Genomic DNA, 19,040 nt, shown 5'->3' on the forward strand with positions numbered 1-19,040 from the left:
GAGGAGACTCGCATGAACTTCAAACATGTGGTTGCCATCGTCAGGCCCGATGTACTGACTGCGCCGGAAGGTGCGCTCCGGGATCTGGGAATACGCGGGATGACCGTGATCAAGGTCCGCGGCATGGGCGAGCACGACGGCGTCGATTTTCTATCGCGCGATCATCTGTCCGATTACCTCAAGATGGAGTTCTACGTGGAGGTGCCGAAGGCGGACGCGCTGATTCGGACCATCATGGAAGTCGCGCGCTCCGACCTGCCGGGTGCGGGCATCGTGGCGGACAAGCCGGTCGAGTGGTTTTCCCGCGTCCCGAAAGGCGACGACACGTTGCCCGATGTGTTGGCTAGCCGCGGCCGTACGGGAGGGCTTCACGCAGCCTCGTACGGCATGGGTCCGTAATGGCAACCACATTGGCTGCCAGGATATGGAGCACCGATTATGAGCAACGAGCAGCGAGAGGTCGTGGTTGTCACTGGCAGCAGTGGCTTCATCGGTACGGCGGTGGTCAAGAAGCTCGCGCAGCGGTATCGGGTCGTGGGCTTCGACCGCGGTGTTTCCACACATCCTCCGGCGGCCGCCGAATGCATCTGCGTCGACGTGACTTCCGATTCCAGCGTGGCCGCCGGCATGGAACGCCTGCGAACGGCGTACGGTGACCGCATTGCCTCGGTGATCCACCTTGCCGCTTATTTCGATCTCTCCGGCGAACCCAGTCCGCTGTACGAGGCGGTGACCGTCCGGGGCACTGAGCGACTGCTGCGCGCATTTGGGGACTTCGAACTGGAGCAGTTCGTATTCGTCAGCACGATGCTGGTGCATACGCCTACCACGCCGGGCGCGCCGATCAATGAAGATGCACCGTTGGATCCCAGGTTCCCGTACCGGGCGTCGAAGATCCGCACCGAACAGCTGTTGCGGGAGCAGCACGGCGATATTCCGATCGTGCTCGTTCGGCCAGCCGGTGCATACGACGATCACGGCCATTCGGCATTTCTCGCTCAGCAGATTGCCCGGATCTACGAGCGCCAGCTGTCGAGCCATTTCTACCCCGGCGACGTTGCTACCGGCCAGCCGTTTCTGCATCTGGACGACCTGGTCGACGCGCTCGTGCGCATCGTCGAGCGGCGCGCGCAGTTGCCGCCGGAGCTGCCACTGCTGCTTGCCGAGCAGGATGCTCCGAGCTTCGATCGACTGCAGCACGAACTCGGATGCCTGATCCACGGTGAAGCGTGGACGACGCATGAGGTACCCAGGACGCTGGCGCAGACCGGGGTCTGGATCGAAACGCAGGTGCTGCGCGAAGAGCCGTTCATCCGGCCCTGGATGGTCGAGATTTCCGATGACCACTACGAAGTCGACACTTCGCGCGCATTGGATCTGCTCGAATGGGCGCCGCGGCACCGCTTGCTCGAGGCGTTACCGACCATCGTGGCCGAACTCAAGCGCGATCCGGTCGGCTGGTACCGCGCCAACAAGCTCAATTCCTCCAAAGTAGCTGCACGTGGTGTGGAGGCGCAGGCCGCTGCATCCACGCATGAGCCAGGCGAATACGCCGACGGTCACGATACGGTCTCCGATAAACCCATGGAGGGCCGATGTGGACAGGAAATGGCAGGCAAAACTGCCGAAGGCAAATGCGGAAACGCGATGACCGCGACGGGCAAGGTCGCCGAAGGCCGGTGCGGAGAGGCGATGTCGACGAAGACCGGCGACGAAGGCATGAGCGGGCATATGGCCGGCATGCGCAAGCTGCACTTCAACCTGCTCTGGGTCCATTACCTCAACCTGCTGCTGGGTGCGTGGCTGATGACCAGCCCGGTCATCCTCGGCGGTGACACTGTCTTCAGCGATGCCATATGGCGCGTGACGCAGGAACGCGGCCTGTCGGATCGGCACTGCGCAGCCAGTGGCTGGCCCGCAGCGACCTGTTCAGCGGCGCGCTGATCATGTTGTTCTCGATGATGTCGCTCACGCCGCGGCTGGCTTGGGCGCAGTGGGCCAATGCTGCGGTCGGTGCGTGGCTGCTGTTCGCCCCGCTGGTGATGTGGGCGCCGAGTGAAGCGGTCTATGCCAACGACACGATGGTGGGTGCGCTGGTGATCACATTCTCCATCCTGGTGCCGATGATGCCGGGCATGAGCATGGCGGGAATGATGGATTCCTCCGACATGCCCCCCGGCTGGACCTATTCGCCGTCCACGTACCTGCAGCGCCTGCCGATCATCGCGTTGGGTGCAGTGGGATTCCTGATTTCGCGACATCTGGCGGCCTACCAGCTCGGTCATATCGAAGGCGCCTGGGAACCGTTCTTCGCCGGCATGCATGGCCTGAACGGTACCGAGACGATCATTACCTCGGACGTATCCAAGGCCTGGCCGATCGCCGACGCTGGCCTTGGCGCGGTCGCGTATCTGTTCGAGATCCTGATGGGCGCCATGGGTGGCCGGCAACGCTGGCGCACCATGCCCTGGATGGTGACCATGTTCGGCATCCTCGTGGTGCCTCTGGGCATCGTCAGCATCTACTTCATCATCATCCAGCCGATCGTCATCGGCACATGGTGCACGCTGTGCCTGCTTGCCGGCATCGCGATGCTGATCATGATCCCGTACAGCCTCGACGAACTCATCGCGATGGGCCAGTTTCTGGCGCAGAGCGTGCGCCGCGGCGAACCGTTCTGGCGCACGTTCTTCCAGGGCGGCGCCCAGCCTTACGACGGCCGCGATGCGCACCCCGATTTCGATGCGCCTCTCGTGCAAGCGGCGCGCTCCGCGATTCGCGGCATCACGCTGCCTTGGACGCTGCTCGTGAGCACAACATTAGGGGCATGGCTGATGGTCACGCGGCTGACATTCGACGCAGAGCCGCCCATGGCCGACAGCGACCACCTGGTCGGCGCGCTGATCGTGACCACCGCCGTGATCGCGATGGCCGAAGTGGCACGCCCGGTACGTTTCGTGAACATCGGGTTTGGCGCATGGCTGCTCGTAGCGCCATGGATGCTCGGCGGAGCGTCGATGCCCGCCACATGGAACGGCGTGCTGGTGGGACTCGCCATCATCGCATTGAGCCTGCCGCGGGGTACGCGCAGCAAAGAGCATTACGGCAACTGGGACCGTTTTGTGGTGTAGAGCGAAACGACATACGCCTTGAAGCGGGTCGTGCCCAGTGACGCTTAAATCTAATACGGAATAATGTTGAACTATCCTGGCCCGAGGTGATCGGGAGGGCAGCGCCAGGCCGGAACCGGTACGTATCCATCCATCTGTCTGATATTGGCTGCCGGAGCCAAAGACCATAAAAAAATCCTCGAGTTCGCTTTCTTGAAGTCGGCGATACCCGGCAGGCCGCTCGGCGGTATCGTCACATCGACGGTATGGCCACTCTGCTAATGATCGCATTCCGCTCTGGGGGCCTTGTAAAGTCGCTGATTGCGAGTAAATCGACTTGGAGATTGACCATGATCGACCGCAAGAAAGAGATTGCCAAATTCTTCTGTGGGTTTGAGACCTTTCATACGCTCTTCCATGCCTATTTGTGGCTCTCTGGCACCACATTCGCAGCTTTCGGGATCACTACCACTCCAGCTTGGAATGCCGCGGGCACGATCCTCAACAGCGCAATTGCCGTCATCCTCGGCGTCTACGGATGGAAGCAACGGAAGTTGGCATGAAGAGCGGCAGTCGTGGAACGCTGAAGGTGGGCGGCGGGCAACAAGGAGACAATGTGCAAGATCGCTCGCGCGAAATGGCGTGCTCTCCGCTCGCCCACTGCAACTACGCGAACAACTGCCGAGTGATCAAAAAGAGGGCCCATGCATAGCCCAACAAAGTCGGAAGCACCGTCAGCACAAATCCGAAGCCTCGGCCCGGCGCGCCCCTTTGGTATCCGAGGAAAAACGTCACTCGTCCTATGCCAAAAAGCACCGCAGCACTGACGAGGAGCGAAAGCGCTGGCCCCGCGAGCAGCGTGATCAGCGCCAGGTAGGCGCCGCTGGCGAGCACGGCCTGTTCCAGGCTGTTCTGAAGGAACGCGATCCGAATCGCCACGCGCGGACTGGGTGGGCCATAGGCCGAGCCCCGAATATCCTGAGCCGACCGCCGCCGGCCGCGGGAGACCGCCCCGACGCCCATCGCCACCCAGATCAGTAGAAACACCTGCAGGCGAGCCCAGAACACGAACCGATCGGTCAGCGCTTCGGGAAAGTCGAAGTATCTCGGCAGCAGCAAATAGCCCGCAAACAGTCCGACAACACAGGCAACCACGCCCAACCCTGCAACCTTGAATAAGCCTCGACGCTGGTGGGCCAGATCCACGAGTGGGTCCGCATCGGGTATGTTGGGTTTCGATCCTGCATGCATGGGATGCCTCCCAGTCGTTAAGTTCTATGCTCGCAGTCGCGCCGAGCCTGTTACCACGTTGCAGTGGTTAGACGTGTAGCGCCCAGTTGTCCACGGCCATGGCCGCCTCTTTGAGCGCCTCGGGCAAGGTGGGATGGGCATGGCAGCTGCGGGCGATGTCCTCTGCCGATCCGTGGAACTCCATGGCGACCACCGCTTCGTGGATGAGCGACCCGGCCTCCGGGCCGATGATGTGCACGCCCAACACGCGATCGGTCGTCGCATCGGCGAGGATCTTCACGAAACCATAAGTCTGGGCTTTGGCGCGGGCACGACTGTTGGCACTGAATGGGAAACGGCCAACCTTGTAGCTCACCCCGGCAGCCTTCAGGGCTTCTTCGGTCTGGCCCACGGAGGCGACTTCGGGCGCCGTGTAGACGACCGCCGGAATGGCGCCGTAGTTGACGTGTCCCGGCAGTCCGGCCAATTGCTCGGCCAAGGCGACACCTTCCTCGGTGGCTTTGTGCGCCAGCATGGGACCGCCGATCACATCGCCAATGGCGTAAATGCCGTCCACATTCGTGCGCCAGTGCTCGTCCACTTGGATATAACCCTTCCGATCCCGTGTGATACCGATGGCGTCCAGTCCCAACCCGTCGGTAAAGGGCCGGCGTCCGATCGATACCAGCACATAGTCGGCGCGAATCTCCTCGCTCGGGCCGCCCTGGGCCGGTTCTACCGTTAATACGATTTCATCGTCCTCGCTTCGCGCGCCCGTCACCTTCTGCGAAAGCCGGAATACGAAGCCCTGTTCCTCCAGCACCTTGTGCAGGGCTTGAGAAAGCTCGATGTCCATTCCCGAAGTGACGCGATCGAGATACTCGATTACGGTGACGTTTGCCCCCAAGCGCCTCCAGACCGATCCCAGCTCCAGGCCGACATAACCTGCGCCGATCACCACGAGATGCTTGGGCACTTCCGGCAAGGCCAATGCGCCGGTGGAAGAGACGATGCGTGCTTCGTCGATCGGTACGCCGGACAAGGTCGCGCTGTCGGAGCCGGTGGCGATGACGATGGAAGTGGCAGTCAGCGTCTGTGTAGCGCCGTTACTGTCGATCAGGGTGACCTGTCCAGGCGCGGGTATCGATCCGGTGCCGACCAGCCGCGCGATCTTGTGCTTGCGCATGAGAAAGTCGATGCCATTGCCCAGCCCCGACACGACGTTGTCCTTATGCGTCATCAGCTGTAGCAGATTCAGCCGCAGGCCCTCGAACTCGACGCCGTGTTCGGCGAACTCCGTGCGGGCGGCGATGAAGCGTTCGGAGGATTCGAGCAGCGCCTTCGACGGAATGCAGCCGACGTTGAGGCAGGTACCGCCCAGCCGTTGGCGGCTCTCGATGCACGCGACGCGCAGCCCCAGCTGGGCGGCACGAATGGCGGCGGGATAGCCGCCCGGGCCGCCGCCGATAATGACGACATCGTAGTGCTCGCTCATGTTCAGCTCCGAGTGGTGTTGCCTGAAGTACGACCCGACCCCAACACGCCGTGCAGCGCGATCGCGATGGCTCCGACCATGATGGCCGAATCGCTGAGGTTGAACGCCGGCCAGTAGTAATCGCGCCAGTGCCATTGGATGAAGTCCACCACGTGGCCGCGCAGCGATCGGTCGATGACATTGCTCAGCGCGCCGCCGATGACCAACGCGTAGGGCAACGCAACCTTGTAGGCGGAGCGTGGCGTCTGGTATAGCCAGTAGGCCAGGAGCCCGCTGATACCCAACGCCAGGATGCTAAACACAACCTGCTGCCAGCCGCCGGCATCGCTGAGGAAGCTGAAAGCCGCGCCGGTGTTGTAGCTGCGGTACCAGTTCCACACGCCCTCGATCACCGGAACTGCGGTGTACTCGGGCAGCGCGGTGACCACCCAGTGCTTGCTGGCCTGGTCCAGTGCAATCACCAGCAAGGAGACCGTCAACCAAATGAGACCGTTAGGGATTGGAGCCGCGTTCTTGCGATTAGTGTTCATGGGGGCCCTCGTCGACGGCTGGACGCTTGTTCCATGCGGCGCCCACCAGCGCCGGCAACTGCCGGAAGTTGCGCGTCAGCAGAAGCACCGCGAGCCCGAGGTAGATCCACGCCATTGTGGTCAGCACGGCGATCTCTCGTGCCGGTGTGGCCTGGTAGAAGAACGCAAGCCCCAGCTGGGTCAGGAACAGGACCGCCAGCGCGATGGCGCCCCACACACTCAGGCGCAGCTGCAGCAACAGCGCAAGGGCGAACAGCGACTGGGTCGCGGTGAGGAAGAATTCCTCATGCTGGCGGGCATCTAGCGGCAAGCTCGTCAGTTCTCCAGCGCCGATGCTCATCGCAATGGGCAGCATGCCGACCAGCAAGGTCCATTGGTTGATCTTGTCGCTGATCATCGTAGTCAGCCCAGCGCGGGCGCGGCCGTCGAGCACGAACAGGACCGCGATCGTCACCGCCGGCGCTTCACTGGCGAGCGGCGCCAGCCATTGGATCAGCAGGAACTCGTCAATGCCCAGGCGGCGACCGGAGGCCACCAGCGACTCGGCGAACGGCTCGGCGGATAGCAGGATCACGGTGGCGGCAAGCACGCTCATGGCGCCCATCACCGTCCAGCGACGCACCGGTGAGAAGGTGGCGATCACCGCTCCAGGGCCGGGTTCCTCGTCTTCTTCCTCCTCTTCGTTCTCTGCCCGCGACACCCGCCACAAATAGGTACCGAACAACGCGCCGAGCACGAGGAAATCGAAGATGCTGATGCGGTCCTTGAGCACGATCACGAACGCATACGCGCTTGCCAACGCCAGGAAAGCGATCTCGACCGTGTTCTCCGGCTGCAGCGCGATGCCGCGCTTGCGCGAACGCCACCAGTGCAACCCGACCAGCAGTGGCCAGGCCAAGCCGATCAACAAGCGGTTGGCGCCAGTCATGTTGGCCGCGGCATAGGCGACGTAGCCCGACGCGGGATCCTGACCAGCGCGGTAGGCGTAGTAGAAATCCACGGCGTACTCGGGCAGCACGGTGATCAAGGCGACGACAGCGAGCACGAAGCCGGTGGCGATGTACTTCTCCGCCGCCTCCGCGCCCCACGACAACAGGAAACCCGCCGCCAGGATTGCCAGGCCGAACAGCGCTGCATCCGCCAGCACTCCGGCGCTGCGATCGGTCAGGCGTAGGACCAAGGCCGGCAGCACTGCCAGTACCGCCACAGCCACGGGGATGACAAGTTCGCGAATGGCGTTGTGCTGTCGGGTCATCGCTGACGGCTCCTTGATAGATGAAGGCAGTGAAGGTGTGCGTGGCCGCGCCCTTAGGTGATTGAAGGCCCGACAACGCGGTCGGCATGGGAAGGATGGACGAACGCAACAATCAGCTTCATAACATACTCCTGAAGCGAGTACCGTTACGGGGCGCCATCAATCACAAACGCCTGTTCGACCGAACTCACGTAAACCGCACCTGCGTCTGTGCGGCCGGTGCGTCCGACGCGGCGAAAGATTTCGACCGCGCGCTCCACGTCGCCGTCCTCGCAGAACAGTTCCATCTGCACTTCGTTGATCACCTGATCGCCAAACTCGACCGAATACTGCTGCTCGCGCGCACTGAGTGCGCGCAGCAGGCCCTTGACGTCGAACAGGGAAAGCCGCCGGAACCCGGCGGCCTCCAACTCATGGATCAGATCGGCGACCCGGTTGCGATGTACGAAAGCCTTGATCTGTTTCATCACGCGTTCTCCTGGGAGTTGCGCTCGGCCGCCTTGCGGTCGGAGCGGTTTTCGAGCCATTCGTACAACACGGGCAACAGCACCAGCGTCAGCAGCGTCGAACTGATCAGGCCGCCGACGACCACCGTGGCCAGTGGTCGTTGGGTCTCGGCGCCGACACCACGCGACAGCAACATGGGCACTAGGCCAAGGATCGCGACGCTTGCGGTCATCAGCACCGGTCGCAAGCGCAGAGCAGTGCCTTGCACCACAGCGTCGCGTACAGACAAACCTTTCTCACGCAGTTCGTTGAGAAAGCTAACCAGCACGATGCCGTTGAGCATGGCCACACCGAATACCGCGATGAACCCGATGGCCGAAGGCACCGACAGGTACTGACCGGTCACAGCCAGCGCAATCAGCCCGCCGATCGTCGCGAAGGGCACATTGGCGATGATCAAGGTTGCGTACTTGACCGAGTTGAACGCGGTGTACAGCAGCACGAAGATGAAGAAGATCGTGATCGGCACGATCAACGCCAGTTTCGCCAAGGCGCGTTGCTGGTTCTCGAATGCGCCACCCCATTCGATCCAGTAACCGGCCGGAAGCTTGACCTGCTGTTTGATCGCGGCTTCCGCATCCCGAACGAAGCCGTCGACATCGCGGCCGCGTACGTCCATCTGGATCACCGCATAGCGCTGCAGCTGTTCACGACGGACGAAGGAATAGCCCTCGGCCACGCTGACCTCCGCGACACGCGATAACGGCACGATTGCGCCCGAGGCAGTGCGCAGCGGAATCTGCCGGATCGCTTCGACGGACGTGCGCGCGGCATCGTCCAGGCGCACCGAGATGTCGAAACGCTTGACGCCATCCAGCAGCACGCTGACCGGCTCGCCGCCCAGGCCGTTGCGGACGATGGTCAACACCTCCTCGGCGTTCATTCCGTACAGCGCCAGCTCGTCGCGGTTGATCTGGATGCGTACCTGCGGCTTGCCCAGGTTGGCTTCCAGTGACAGGTCCGCGACCCCCGGCACCTTGTCCAGCACGCGTTTGAGCTGTCCGCTGAGCTTGTCGAGTTGAGCCAAGTCCTCGCCGTAGAGTTTCAGCGCCAGCGTGGCGCGCACGCCCGAAATCAGTTCCTCCACGCGCATCTGGATCGGCTGGGTGTAGCCGGGAACGACGTTGGGAACGACCTTTTCCAATGTCTCCTGCATGGCGACTTCCAATTGCTTGATGTCGCGGCCGCTGGTCCACTCGTCCTGTGGCTTGAGCGCGGTATAGATCTCCATGTAGTTGACGTCGGCGGTGTCGCCCTTCTCGGCGCGGCCAATCATGGCCAGCGTGGTCTCGACCTCGGGGAACTTCTTGAAGGCCGCGGCGATGGTGTTGCTGGTGCGGATCGACTCGTTGAGCGATGTCGACGGAATGCCGGTCACACGCCACATGATCGAGCCTTCCTGCAACTGCGGCATGAATTCCTTGCCCAGGAACGGGAACAGCGCCAGGCTCGCGACCAGCGCGACGACGGCACTGAGCACGACCATCTTCTTCTTCGCCAGCGCCTTGTCCAGCAGCGGCCGGTAGACACGCTTGATCCGTGCCACCAGCCAGGTATCGCGTTCTTCCTTGGGCTTGAGGATCAGCGAAGCCAGCACCGGAATCAGCGTGAGGCTCAGGATCAGCGAACCGGCCATCGCGAAGGCGATGTTGAAGGCCATCGGCTTGAACATCTTGCCTTCGAGACCTTCCAGCGCGAACAGCGGCAGGAACACGACGATGATGATGATGATCGCGAAGGTGATCGGGTTGGCCACTTCCTTGGCCGCCGCCAGCACGGCCGAGGTCCTGTCGACCTTCTCGCCGTGTTCCAGGCGTTCGGCCATGATCCGGAAGGCGTTCTCGACCATCACCACCGCGCCGTCGACCATCATGCCGATGCCGATGGCCAGGCCGGCCAGCGACATCAGGTTGGCCGACAGCCCCACCTGACCCATGCCGATGAAGGCGATTAGCATCGCCAGCGGCAGCGTTACGATCACCACCAACGCCGAGCGGACCTCGCCCAGGAACAGGAACAGGATCACCGCCACCAGCAGCGAGCCTTCGATCAACGCCCGCACCGCGGTTTCAACCGCCTTGTTGACCAGATCGGTGCGTTCGTAGATCGGCTTGAGCACCATGCCCTTGGGCAGCGCGGCGCGAGCGGTGTCGATCTTGGCTTTCACCGCTTCGACCACGTCCTTGGCGTTCTCGCCGATGCGGGCCAACGCCTGACCCATCACCACTTCCTGGCCGTCGCGGGTGACCGCGCCAAAGCGCGGCCCCGGCGCTTCCAGCACGGTCGCCACGTCACGCAGGTACACGGGCACGCCGTCCTCGGACTTGAGCACGATCGCGCCTATGTCGGCCGTCGATTTGAGCAGCCCCAGACCGCGTACCAGGAACTGCTCGCGCCCCACGTCTACAACGTTGCCGCCGACCTGGCCGTTGTTGGCCGGTAGCGCGTTAATCACGTCGGCGAAGCCCAGGCCCCGGGCATACAGCCGCTGTGGATCGATCTGCACCTGGTACTGGCGCTCGCCGCCGCCCCAGGAACTGACGTCGTCTACACCGGCTGCCGTGCGCAGGATCAGCCGCACCGTCCACTCCTGCCAGGTGCGCAGGTCCATGTCGCTGATCTGGTCCTTGCCGACACCGGGCGCACGCTCGACGGTGTACCAGTACACCTGCCCGAGTCCCGAGGTGTTCGGCCCCATGCTAGGCTTGCCATAGCCTTCGGGCAGGCGGTCACCGATCTCCTGCAACCGCTCGTTGACCAACTGGCGGGCGAAGTAGATGTCCATGTCGTCCTTGAAGTACACGGACACGTAGGACAAGCCGAACAGGCTGACCGAGCGGATTTCCTGCACCTTGGGCAGGCCGGCGAGCGCGGATTCCACCGGAGTGGTCAGCAATTGTTCGACGTCTTCCGCCGCCAGTCCGGGCGATTCGGTATAGACATTGACCTGCACCGGCGTGACGTCGGGGAAGGCGTCGATCGGTACGTTGCGTACCGCGTTGATGCCGAGGAAGGCCACCACCGCGAACACGATCAGCACCAGGAACTTGTAACGCAGGGAGAGTTCGACCAGGCGATTCAGCATGACAGGTCACTCCGCAGCGCATGAGGGACCCGGTTCATTCTTCTTCTCCGAGCTGCGACTTGAGCATCTGCGACTTGATCGCGTATGCACCTTGCACAGCCACCACGTCGCCCGCTTTGAGGCCTTCGCGGATCACGGTACGGTCGCCGATCACTTCGCCGGTACGCACCGGCACCGGTTCGAGTGCGCCCTCAGCATTGCGGCGGAAGACCACGGTATCGCCCTGGAATTGCACGAGGGCGTCATTGGGCACCGACAGTGTGGTGGTGCTGACACGACCGGAAGCCGACTCGAAGAACACGTCGACGAAATCCCCGCCGTGCAGACGATCGCCTTGGTTCGGCACTTCGATGCGTACCACTGCAGTGCGGGTGGTATCGGAGGTCCGGTGTGCGGAACGCTGCACGGTGCCGGTCAAGCGCTCGCCCGCGAACACGACAGTCGCCTGCGAACCCGGTGCCACGCGGGACATCGTGCCGGAGGGCAGTTTGGCGTCGACCCATACCCTCGACTCGTCCACTAGACGGAACAGGGGCTTGCCCGGCTCGATGCGCTCGCCGACGACAAACTCGTCTTCGGTGATGCGGCCGGCATGGGGTGCGGCCAGCGTGAACTGGCCGTTGACGCCCCCGCTGGCGGTGCCCGGCAGGCCATAGGCCTGCGCCTTGGCCCTTGCCCGGTCGACTGCGATCTTGGCTTCGTTGATGCGGCGGCCGGAAACGGCTTCGCGACCGAGTGCAGAAACCCGGCGCCACTCCTGCTCCGCGATCCGCAGTTCGGCTTGGGCGTCCGACACCTCGACGCTGGCCAGTGTCACCAGCGGCGCGCCCGTGCGGACCTCGTCCCCGAGCCTGGCGTGCCGGCGCACGACCAGAGCCTCGACCCTAGGCGTGATCAGCGTGGTGCCGTAGGCATCGTCGACCACTTCGCCAGGGGCCCGCAGTTCTTCGCTGAGCGCGGTCGCCTGCACGGCCTGAAGCTGGATGCCCGCGGCCTTGAGGGCTGCGGCGTCCATCTTCACTGGGGTTCCGACTTCACCTGCTTCGCCGGCTTCACCCGCCGCGGTCGCGCCTTCGGCATCGCCATGCTCGGCCGATTCGGTGGCAGGTGCTTGGGCGGCTTTGCCGTCAGGCGATTTGGAGCAGCCCGCCAAGGCCAGCAATAGGGTCACGGTGAGCAGTGACGTCAGTCGAAACGGAACCATTGAATTCTCTCTCATGGGGCGCCCTCCAGCCCGGCCCAGCGTTCTAGCTGGCCGGTGGCGGCGAGGTAATCGGCGTAGGACCGCCACAGCCGGGCTTCGAGTTCAGCGCCAGCGAGTTGGGTGTCCAGGGTTTGTTTGAGTTGCTGCAAGTAGTCGGCAGTCGACAGTTCGCCTTCGCGCCACAACCGCTCCAGCAATGTGGTGCGGCGCTCGACGTCGGTGCCGCGGCTGGCCTGCCAGCGCGTCCAGGTCGATTGCGTCGCCGCGTAGCTGTCGATGGCCCGCTGTCGATCGGCTTCCAGTTCGATGCGCACGCGGTCGCGGTCCGCGGCCGCGACATCGGCGTCGGCCTGCGCCGCCACCACTTCGGCGCGATAAGAGTTGCGTACGAACAGCGGCACGCTGATCGACACGCCGACGACGTTGTCGCTGGGGCCGCCGATATCGAGTCGTTTCCGTCCGCCGTAAGCGCCCAACGTGGGATCGGCGATCCGGTTGCGACGGGCGACCGTGACTTCGCGCTCGGCCGCGACTGCAGCGGCCTGGGCGACCTGCCAGTCCGGCAGTTGCTCGACTTCCCCGGCGGTGCCGGTCGGTGGCGGCAACGTTCCGGTGGGCAACGTCAGATCGGCCAGCAATTCCGGCGATCCGCCCAGGGCACGGAAACGCGCCTGCGCCTCGGCCTGCTCGGCGATCAGCTGCGATTGCTCGGCTTGCGCTTCATCCCGCGCCAGCAAAGCGAGATCGCGTTCCAGACCCGAGATGTCCTCGGCGGCGAACTGCTTCTGCGCCAGGTCACCGAACCGCGTCATCAGCGCCAAACGCCGTTCTCCGGTGCGCACGCGCTCGTTCGCCGTCTGCAGTTCGGTCCATCCGGCGAACCATTGTTTGGCGAAATCGCGTCGATGCAACCGCGCTTCGGCGGTCGCATGGTCCACACGGGCGGATGCCGCCTCCCGACGCACGCGCCGTTTGCCGCTGAGATCGAGGGTGAGATTGAGCCCCGCCTTGGTGGTGCGTTCGGGACCTTCGTCGTCGGAGGCCAGTTCGACTTCCGGGTTGTACAGCGGCTGTGCCGCTGCATCGAGGCGGGCGCGAGCGGCCGCCAACTGGGCTTCCGTGGCGCGGTAAGTGGGGTGGCGCTGCCATGCGGCCTGTAAGGCATCGCGTACGGCGGCAGGCGCCAGCGTGGACGGCATCTCGGCCGCGATGACCGGCAACGATAGCGTCAAGGCCAGCGCAATGACGGCAGCCAACCGCACGGCAGAATGTCGTCGCGGCAAACGAACAAAGTGCATGAAGGAATCCTCTGAGTCGACATCATTCCTGGGCGCTATGCGCCAGGTGCAACAACACTGCGACTTAGACGATCGGTGGTCTCAACTCTGGCCGTGGCGAAGCGCGCGGTGGTATGCCCGGCGTACGCACGGCGACAGCTCGTTGCGGTAATCCGCTGAACATGACACCCGTATCCGGTGCGGGCATGGCGGCAATGTGGCAGCTGCAGTGCTGGCAGGCGCCGACGCTGACCCGTTTGGCTTGATCGGGGGCAGTGCTTTTATCGCCCGCGGGCGCATGTATCCCAGCCGCTTGGCCTTTACCCACACCGCCGCCGAAGTCCAACTCGGCGAAGTCGGACTGAGTGCAAGCGGCCACCGCACCGATCTTCAAAGCGAAGACCAGCAGTACCAGCACCGCTAGACGCGTCGAGGCGCGCAGGCGAGCGAGCACGGTGCGGAGTGCGGCCGGACGCGTCCTCATTGGCGCAGCAACCGCAACCCGTTGAACACCACCAGCAAGCTGGCGCCCATGTCGGCAAACACCGCCATCCACATGGTGGCCTGCCCCGTAAAAGTGAGCACCAGGAAGATCGCCTTGATGCCCAACGCCAGCACGATGTTCTGCATCAACACGCTTGCCGTGGCGCGAGAGAGGCGCACGAAGGTGGGGATCTTGCGCAGGTCATCGTCCATCAGGGCCACGTCGGCCGTCTCGATAGCGGTATCGGTGCCGGCAGCGCCCATCGCGAACCCGATGTCCGCCTGTGCTAGCGCCGGCGCATCGTTGATGCCGTCGCCCACCATGCCTACCGTCCCGGCCCGGGCCAATTGCTCGACCTCGCGTTGCTTGTCTTCCGGCAGCAGATTGCCTTGGGCACGATCGATACCGACTTGCGCGGCAATGGCTTGCGCGGTGTGCGGATTGTCGCCGGTTAGCATCAGCGTCTTGACGCCCAGGGCATGCAGCTCGGCGATCGCGTGGCGACTGCTGTCCTTGACGGTGTCGGCCACGGCGAACAGCGCATGCACGCGACTGTCTCCAATCAGCATCACCACGGTCTTGCCCTCGGCCTCCAGCATCGAGAGGCGGCGCTCCAGCTCCGGCGAGCTGACGCCCAGTTCTTCCACTAAGCGGTGATTGCCCAGGTGGTAGGTCACATCACCGAGACGGCCGCGGACACCACGGCCGGGCAGCGCGGCGAAGTCGCTGACCGCTTGCAGCACTACGCCGTCGGCCTGCGCGGCCAACGCGACCGCCTTCGATACCGGATGGTCGGAGCGCGCAGCCAGACTGGCCGCCCATTCCCGCGCGGCGGTCGGCGCCGCTTCGTTCCAGGTCAGGAAATCCGTCTGCACCGGCTTGCCGTGGGTGAGCGTGCCGGTCTTGTCGAGGGCGAGCCATTGCAGCTTGCGCCCGCCTTCGAGGTAGACCCCGCCCTTGATGAGGATGCCGTGGCGAGCAGCGGCGGCGAGACCGCTGACGATGCTCACCGGGGTCGAGATGACCAGTGCACAAGGACAGGCGATCACCAGGAGCACCAGGGCCTTGTAGACCCAATCGAGCCACGGCCCGCCGATCACCAGTGGCGGCACGATGGCCACGGCGAGCGCGACCGCGAATACGGCCGGGGTGTACCAGCGGGCGAACTGATCGACAAAGCGTTGCGTCGGTGCGCGACTGCCTTGTGCGGCCTCCACCGCATGAATGATGCGCGCCAGTGTGGAGTTGCTCGCGGTGGCGGTAACGTGGAACTCGAACGAACCGGATTCGTTGATGGTGCCGGCAAAGACAGGGTCGCCCGGCGCCTTTTCCACGGGCAGGCTCTCACCGGTGATCGGCGCTTGGTTGACGGTGGAACGTCCCTCCAGCACTTCGCCATCGAGCGCAAGCCGTTCGCCCGGTTTGACGCGCACCCGGCTGCCGATCATGACGTGCTTGGCCTCCATCTCCTGCCACGTGCCATCGGCTTGCTGCACCGTGGCCCGTTCCGGCGCGAGATCCAACAGCCCGCGGATGGCGTTGCGAGCACGATCCAGGGACTTGGCCTCGATCACTTCGGCCAGCGCAAACAACACCATCACCATCGCCGCTTCGGGCCAGTGCCCGATGAGCATGGCGCCGGTGACCGCAATCGACATCAACGCATTCATGTTGAGGTTGAGGTTGCGCAGCGCGATCCAGCCCTTCCTGTAGGTCGGCAGGCCGCCCGTCAGGATCGCCACCAAGGCCAAGGCAATGACGGACCAGTGATTGCCGTTGTTGAGCCAATAGATCGCTTCGGCGGCGATCGCAGCAACCGCGGAAATCGCCAACGGCCACCATTTCGTTGGGGTCGCCGCCGCCGGCGCCACGGCACCGGCTCCCTCCACGACGTGTGCTTCAAAATCGAGCGTCCTCAGCGCCGCCAGCACCTGGGGCAAGGCATCGGGCGTATGGCGGACCTGCAAGGTGCGTTGCACCAGATTGAAAACGAGATTCGACACCCCCGACACCGTCCCGAGCTTGGCCCGGATCAAGGCTTCCTCGGTCGGGCAATCCATCTTGGCGATGGCCAGCGTCGTTGACTGGTCCGTCGGCGTCCCTTGAACGGGCACCGCACGCATGCCGATCGCCGCCAAGGCCTGTTCCACGGGCGTCAGCGACGGCAAGGCGTGGTGCACCGTCAGCAATCGCTGCACCAGATTGAAGTCCAGGCGCTCGACGCCCGGCACGCCCGCCAGCTTGTTGCGGATCAAGGCCTCCTCGGTCGGACAGTCCATGTTCTCGATGCGGTAAACCGTCGCGGCGGGCGTGTGAAGGTGCGCCTCGGGGGCTGCCGCTGCGGCCGCCGAACAACCACAGGTTTTGGAGTCTGCTTGGCTCATGGGGGATTAGGCCTTGGTGGTCCGCACCGGGGCGGGCGAGCGCATGTTGAAGAGGAAGCCGATCATGGCGACGACGGCCACGGTCAACTGGGCCAGCAGCGATTGCCAGGAGGGATAGATGCCCAGCCATTCGATACGCGGGGCCGCCACCAGGGCCTGCGCGATCCAGCCCGCCTCCTGCAGGGCCGCGACGCCCTTGCCGACCAGGACCACAGCCAACACGGCGATCAGGATCGAACTCGCCGAGAAGAACTGGCCGATCGGCAGGCGCTTGCTCATGCGCAGCATCCAATAGGCCACCCCGGCCAGGACCACGGCACCGGCCAGCAAGCCGCCCAGGATCGCGCCGGACGCCTGTTCGCTCCACATGGCGATGAAGAACAGGATCGTCTCGAACACTTCGCGGTAGACCGCGATGAAGGCGAGCGAGAACAGGAAAATCGCCGAGCGCCGCGTCAACGCCGCCGACATCTTCGCGTGCAGGTACTGCTGCCAGCGCCCGGCCAGGCTCTTCTGGTGCATCCAGATCCCCACGCTCAACAGGACCACCGCGGCAAACAGCGCAGACACGCCTTCGGTGACCTCGCGATTGGCGCCGCTGATGTCGACCAGATGCGTGGCGACGGCCCAAGTCAGCACGCCAGCCAGCAAGGCGCCGACCCAACCGGCATGGACGTAGGGCAGCACTTCGCGCCGTTCGGCCTTGCGCAGGAACGCAATCATGCCCACGACGATCAGCAGCGCTTCCAGTCCCTCCCGCAGCAGGATGGTGAAGCTGCCCAGGAAGGCCGTGGTCGTATCGGTGTGGGACGTTTGCAGTACCGCTTCGGCGCGATCGAACAAGCCGGTGATCTCCGCCGCCGTAGCGGTCACCTCGGCGGCCGGCGCACGGCGCCCCAGCGCATCGCGGAATCGGGCCATGCTCGCTTCGATCCGGCGCATCAGCGCACGATCGCGGCCGGCCAAGGTCGGCTCCACTGGCTCCACGCCATCCAGGTAAGACGACAACGCCAGGGTCTTGGCTTGCACTGCATCGCCGGCCGCATACGCCCGCAGGCTGCCCGCCAGGCGTTGCCGCGCGAGTGCGAACGGGCCAGCCCCGACAGCGGCATGCGGCACCACTTCAGCCGGGCGAGCGCGCAAATACGCAGTGATCGCCTTGGCCTGTGCCGCCGCCAACGTCTGGCCCAACTCTGCCTCGCTCGAACCGGACAAGGCGGCCAATGTCGGGAGCGCCTGATGCAGTTTCGGATCCTCTCGCCACAGGATTTCGCCGCGGTTGCGCGCCGCGTCGTCGTAGGCAAATCCCCCAACATAGAAGGCCAGTGCCCAGCGATCGGCTTCGGACAGATGGGCAAAGCTGGTCATGGCCGTGCCGTTCAAACCCTGCGAGATCACCTGATACAGCGCCAGGGGACTGCGCTGCGCCGCGCGTTCTGCGTCAGTGAACGCAATTGGCCGTGGCGTGAGGCTGGCGGCTACAGGGCCATCTCCGCGGCCCTGGGCCCCGTGACATCCGGCGCACTGCTGGGCGTAAAGCGGGGCCGCGCTGGCCACGTCCGGCGGGGTCGTCGGCGCCGCCTCGATGCGATAAACCGTCAGCAATTCGGCGGCCAGTGCATGCGCAGCTTTCGCAATGACTTCCGGTTCGGCGCGGGCGGCGACCGCCGCCTGCAGCCGCTCGGCCGAGCTCACCAGCGCAGCTTGCTGCGGCGTCGCCGGGAGGCCGGCCACTTTCGTGCGCACCGTGGCCGCGAACTCCTGCATCTCACTGTATTCACCCGGTTCGACCACTTGGCCGCCGCGCACGGCCCCGCCGTAATCCACGGCGATGTAATCGAGCAGCTGCCAGGCCTGCCGGGCTTCGGCCTGTGGGTCGGCCGCCCCGGCCGCGCCAGCACTGAGCGCCATAATCAGGAGGGCGAGCGCGCAGTGACGCAGGACTTTCATCAAAAAAAAGGGCATTGCATGCGACCAGATAAGAGCCCATGGCGGCCGAGTAGCCAGGGCGTGGAATTTCGGAGACCTCTAGTTTAGAGTCTGTACCTACTACAGAGTCAAGTAATGCGAATGAAAATCAGTGACGCTGCCGCCGCCAGCGGCTGCCACCTCGAAACGATCCGCTATTACGAACGCGTCGGCCTGCTGCCCAGGCCCGGACGGACGCGCAGCGGCTACCGACAATACACCACGGCCGACGTGGAGCGCCTGCGCTTCGTCACGCGCGGTCGCGACTTGGGGTTCAGCCTGGAGGAGATCCGCGGTCTGCTGCAGCTGGCCGAGGATCCGGCGCTGTCCTGCACCGAGGTCGACCGGTTGGCGCGCGAGCACCTGGACGACATCCAGACCCGGATTCGGGATTTGCAGCGGATGGCCAGCGAACTGGAGCGCACCATCGGCAGTTGTCGCGTCGGCCAGCGCGGGCAATGCACGATCCTCGAAACGCTGCGGCGATCCCCCGACCATTCCTCCCCCTGAC

15 protein-coding genes are annotated in these 19,040 nt (G+C 64.3%); 5 read left to right on the forward strand and 10 right to left on the reverse strand.

What is annotated here, in order from left to right:
• Positions 1–12 precede the first annotated feature (12 nt).
• The 4 genes from V3B30_RS04790 (at position 13) to V3B30_RS04805 (ending at position 3,673) form a co-directional block, all read left to right on the forward strand.
• A complete protein-coding gene (locus V3B30_RS04790) occupies positions 13–399 on the forward strand; it encodes a P-II family nitrogen regulator (RefSeq protein ID WP_049420838.1) in 387 nt (128 codons plus the stop codon).
• A 39-nt stretch (positions 400–438) separates the two neighbouring features.
• Entirely contained in the window at positions 439–1,944 is a 1,506-nt protein-coding gene (locus V3B30_RS04795; RefSeq protein WP_230548501.1) for an NAD-dependent epimerase/dehydratase family protein, read from the forward strand.
• Positions 1,857–3,131, forward strand: a complete 1,275-nt coding sequence (locus V3B30_RS04800; RefSeq protein WP_197596969.1) for a vitamin K epoxide reductase family protein — start codon at positions 1,857–1,859, stop codon at positions 3,129–3,131. Before V3B30_RS04795 ends, V3B30_RS04800 begins: the two co-directional genes overlap by 88 nt.
• Before the next feature lie 329 nt (positions 3,132–3,460).
• A complete protein-coding gene (locus V3B30_RS04805) occupies positions 3,461–3,673 on the forward strand; it encodes a hypothetical protein (protein WP_049420837.1) in 213 nt (70 codons plus the stop codon).
• Positions 3,674–3,776: 103 nt separating this feature from the next.
• Here V3B30_RS04805 and V3B30_RS04810 read toward each other — a convergent pair whose 3' ends face one another.
• From V3B30_RS04810 to V3B30_RS04855, 10 genes are all read right to left on the reverse strand, one after another.
• Entirely contained in the window at positions 3,777–4,316 is a 540-nt protein-coding gene (locus tag V3B30_RS04810; protein ID WP_197596970.1) for an MAPEG family protein, read from the reverse strand.
• Positions 4,317–4,428: 112 nt separating this feature from the next.
• A complete protein-coding gene (lpdA, locus tag V3B30_RS04815; RefSeq protein ID WP_107379588.1) occupies positions 4,429–5,835 on the reverse strand; it encodes a dihydrolipoyl dehydrogenase in 1,407 nt (468 codons plus the stop codon).
• 2 nt (positions 5,836–5,837) lie between these two features.
• The gene (lspA, locus tag V3B30_RS04820) at positions 5,838–6,365 is read right to left on the reverse strand and encodes a signal peptidase II (RefSeq protein WP_046430576.1); all 528 of its coding nucleotides are present in this window, start codon (positions 6,363–6,365) and stop codon (positions 5,838–5,840) included.
• Positions 6,355–7,620: a sodium:proton exchanger gene (locus tag V3B30_RS04825; RefSeq protein ID WP_046430578.1), complete on the reverse strand. Its 1,266-nt coding sequence runs from the start codon at positions 7,618–7,620 to the stop codon at positions 6,355–6,357. The genes lspA and V3B30_RS04825 overlap by 11 nt, the downstream gene beginning before the upstream one ends.
• Before the next feature lie 146 nt (positions 7,621–7,766).
• Complete coding sequence (locus V3B30_RS04830) at positions 7,767–8,087, reverse strand: P-II family nitrogen regulator (protein WP_046430579.1); 321 nt, start codon at positions 8,085–8,087, stop codon at positions 7,767–7,769.
• Positions 8,087–11,212, reverse strand: a complete 3,126-nt coding sequence (locus V3B30_RS04835) for a CusA/CzcA family heavy metal efflux RND transporter (protein WP_046430581.1) — start codon at positions 11,210–11,212, stop codon at positions 8,087–8,089. Before V3B30_RS04835 ends, V3B30_RS04830 begins: the two co-directional genes overlap by 1 nt.
• A 34-nt stretch (positions 11,213–11,246) precedes the next feature.
• The gene (locus V3B30_RS04840; protein WP_080342744.1) at positions 11,247–12,431 is read right to left on the reverse strand and encodes an efflux RND transporter periplasmic adaptor subunit; all 1,185 of its coding nucleotides are present in this window, start codon (positions 12,429–12,431) and stop codon (positions 11,247–11,249) included.
• A complete protein-coding gene (locus tag V3B30_RS04845) occupies positions 12,428–13,714 on the reverse strand; it encodes a TolC family protein (protein WP_080342745.1) in 1,287 nt (428 codons plus the stop codon). Before V3B30_RS04845 ends, V3B30_RS04840 begins: the two co-directional genes overlap by 4 nt.
• 459 nt (positions 13,715–14,173) lie before the next feature.
• Entirely contained in the window at positions 14,174–16,561 is a 2,388-nt protein-coding gene (locus V3B30_RS04850) for a heavy metal translocating P-type ATPase (RefSeq protein ID WP_046430586.1), read from the reverse strand.
• Between the two features lie 6 nt (positions 16,562–16,567).
• Positions 16,568–18,511: a cytochrome c/FTR1 family iron permease gene (locus tag V3B30_RS04855; protein WP_049420834.1), complete on the reverse strand. Its 1,944-nt coding sequence runs from the start codon at positions 18,509–18,511 to the stop codon at positions 16,568–16,570.
• A 120-nt stretch (positions 18,512–18,631) separates the two neighbouring features.
• On the opposite strand from V3B30_RS04855, the gene V3B30_RS04860 reads away from it, so the two are divergent.
• On the forward strand, positions 18,632–19,039 hold the full coding sequence (locus V3B30_RS04860) for a helix-turn-helix domain-containing protein (RefSeq protein WP_046430626.1): 408 nt from the start codon (positions 18,632–18,634) through the stop codon (positions 19,037–19,039).
• The last annotated feature ends 1 nt before the right edge of the window (position 19,040 follow it).

It is taken from the genome of Stenotrophomonas sp. SMYL41 (genome assembly GCF_036319965.1).
GTDB classification, from domain to species: domain Bacteria; phylum Pseudomonadota; class Gammaproteobacteria; order Xanthomonadales; family Xanthomonadaceae; genus Stenotrophomonas; species Stenotrophomonas maltophilia_R.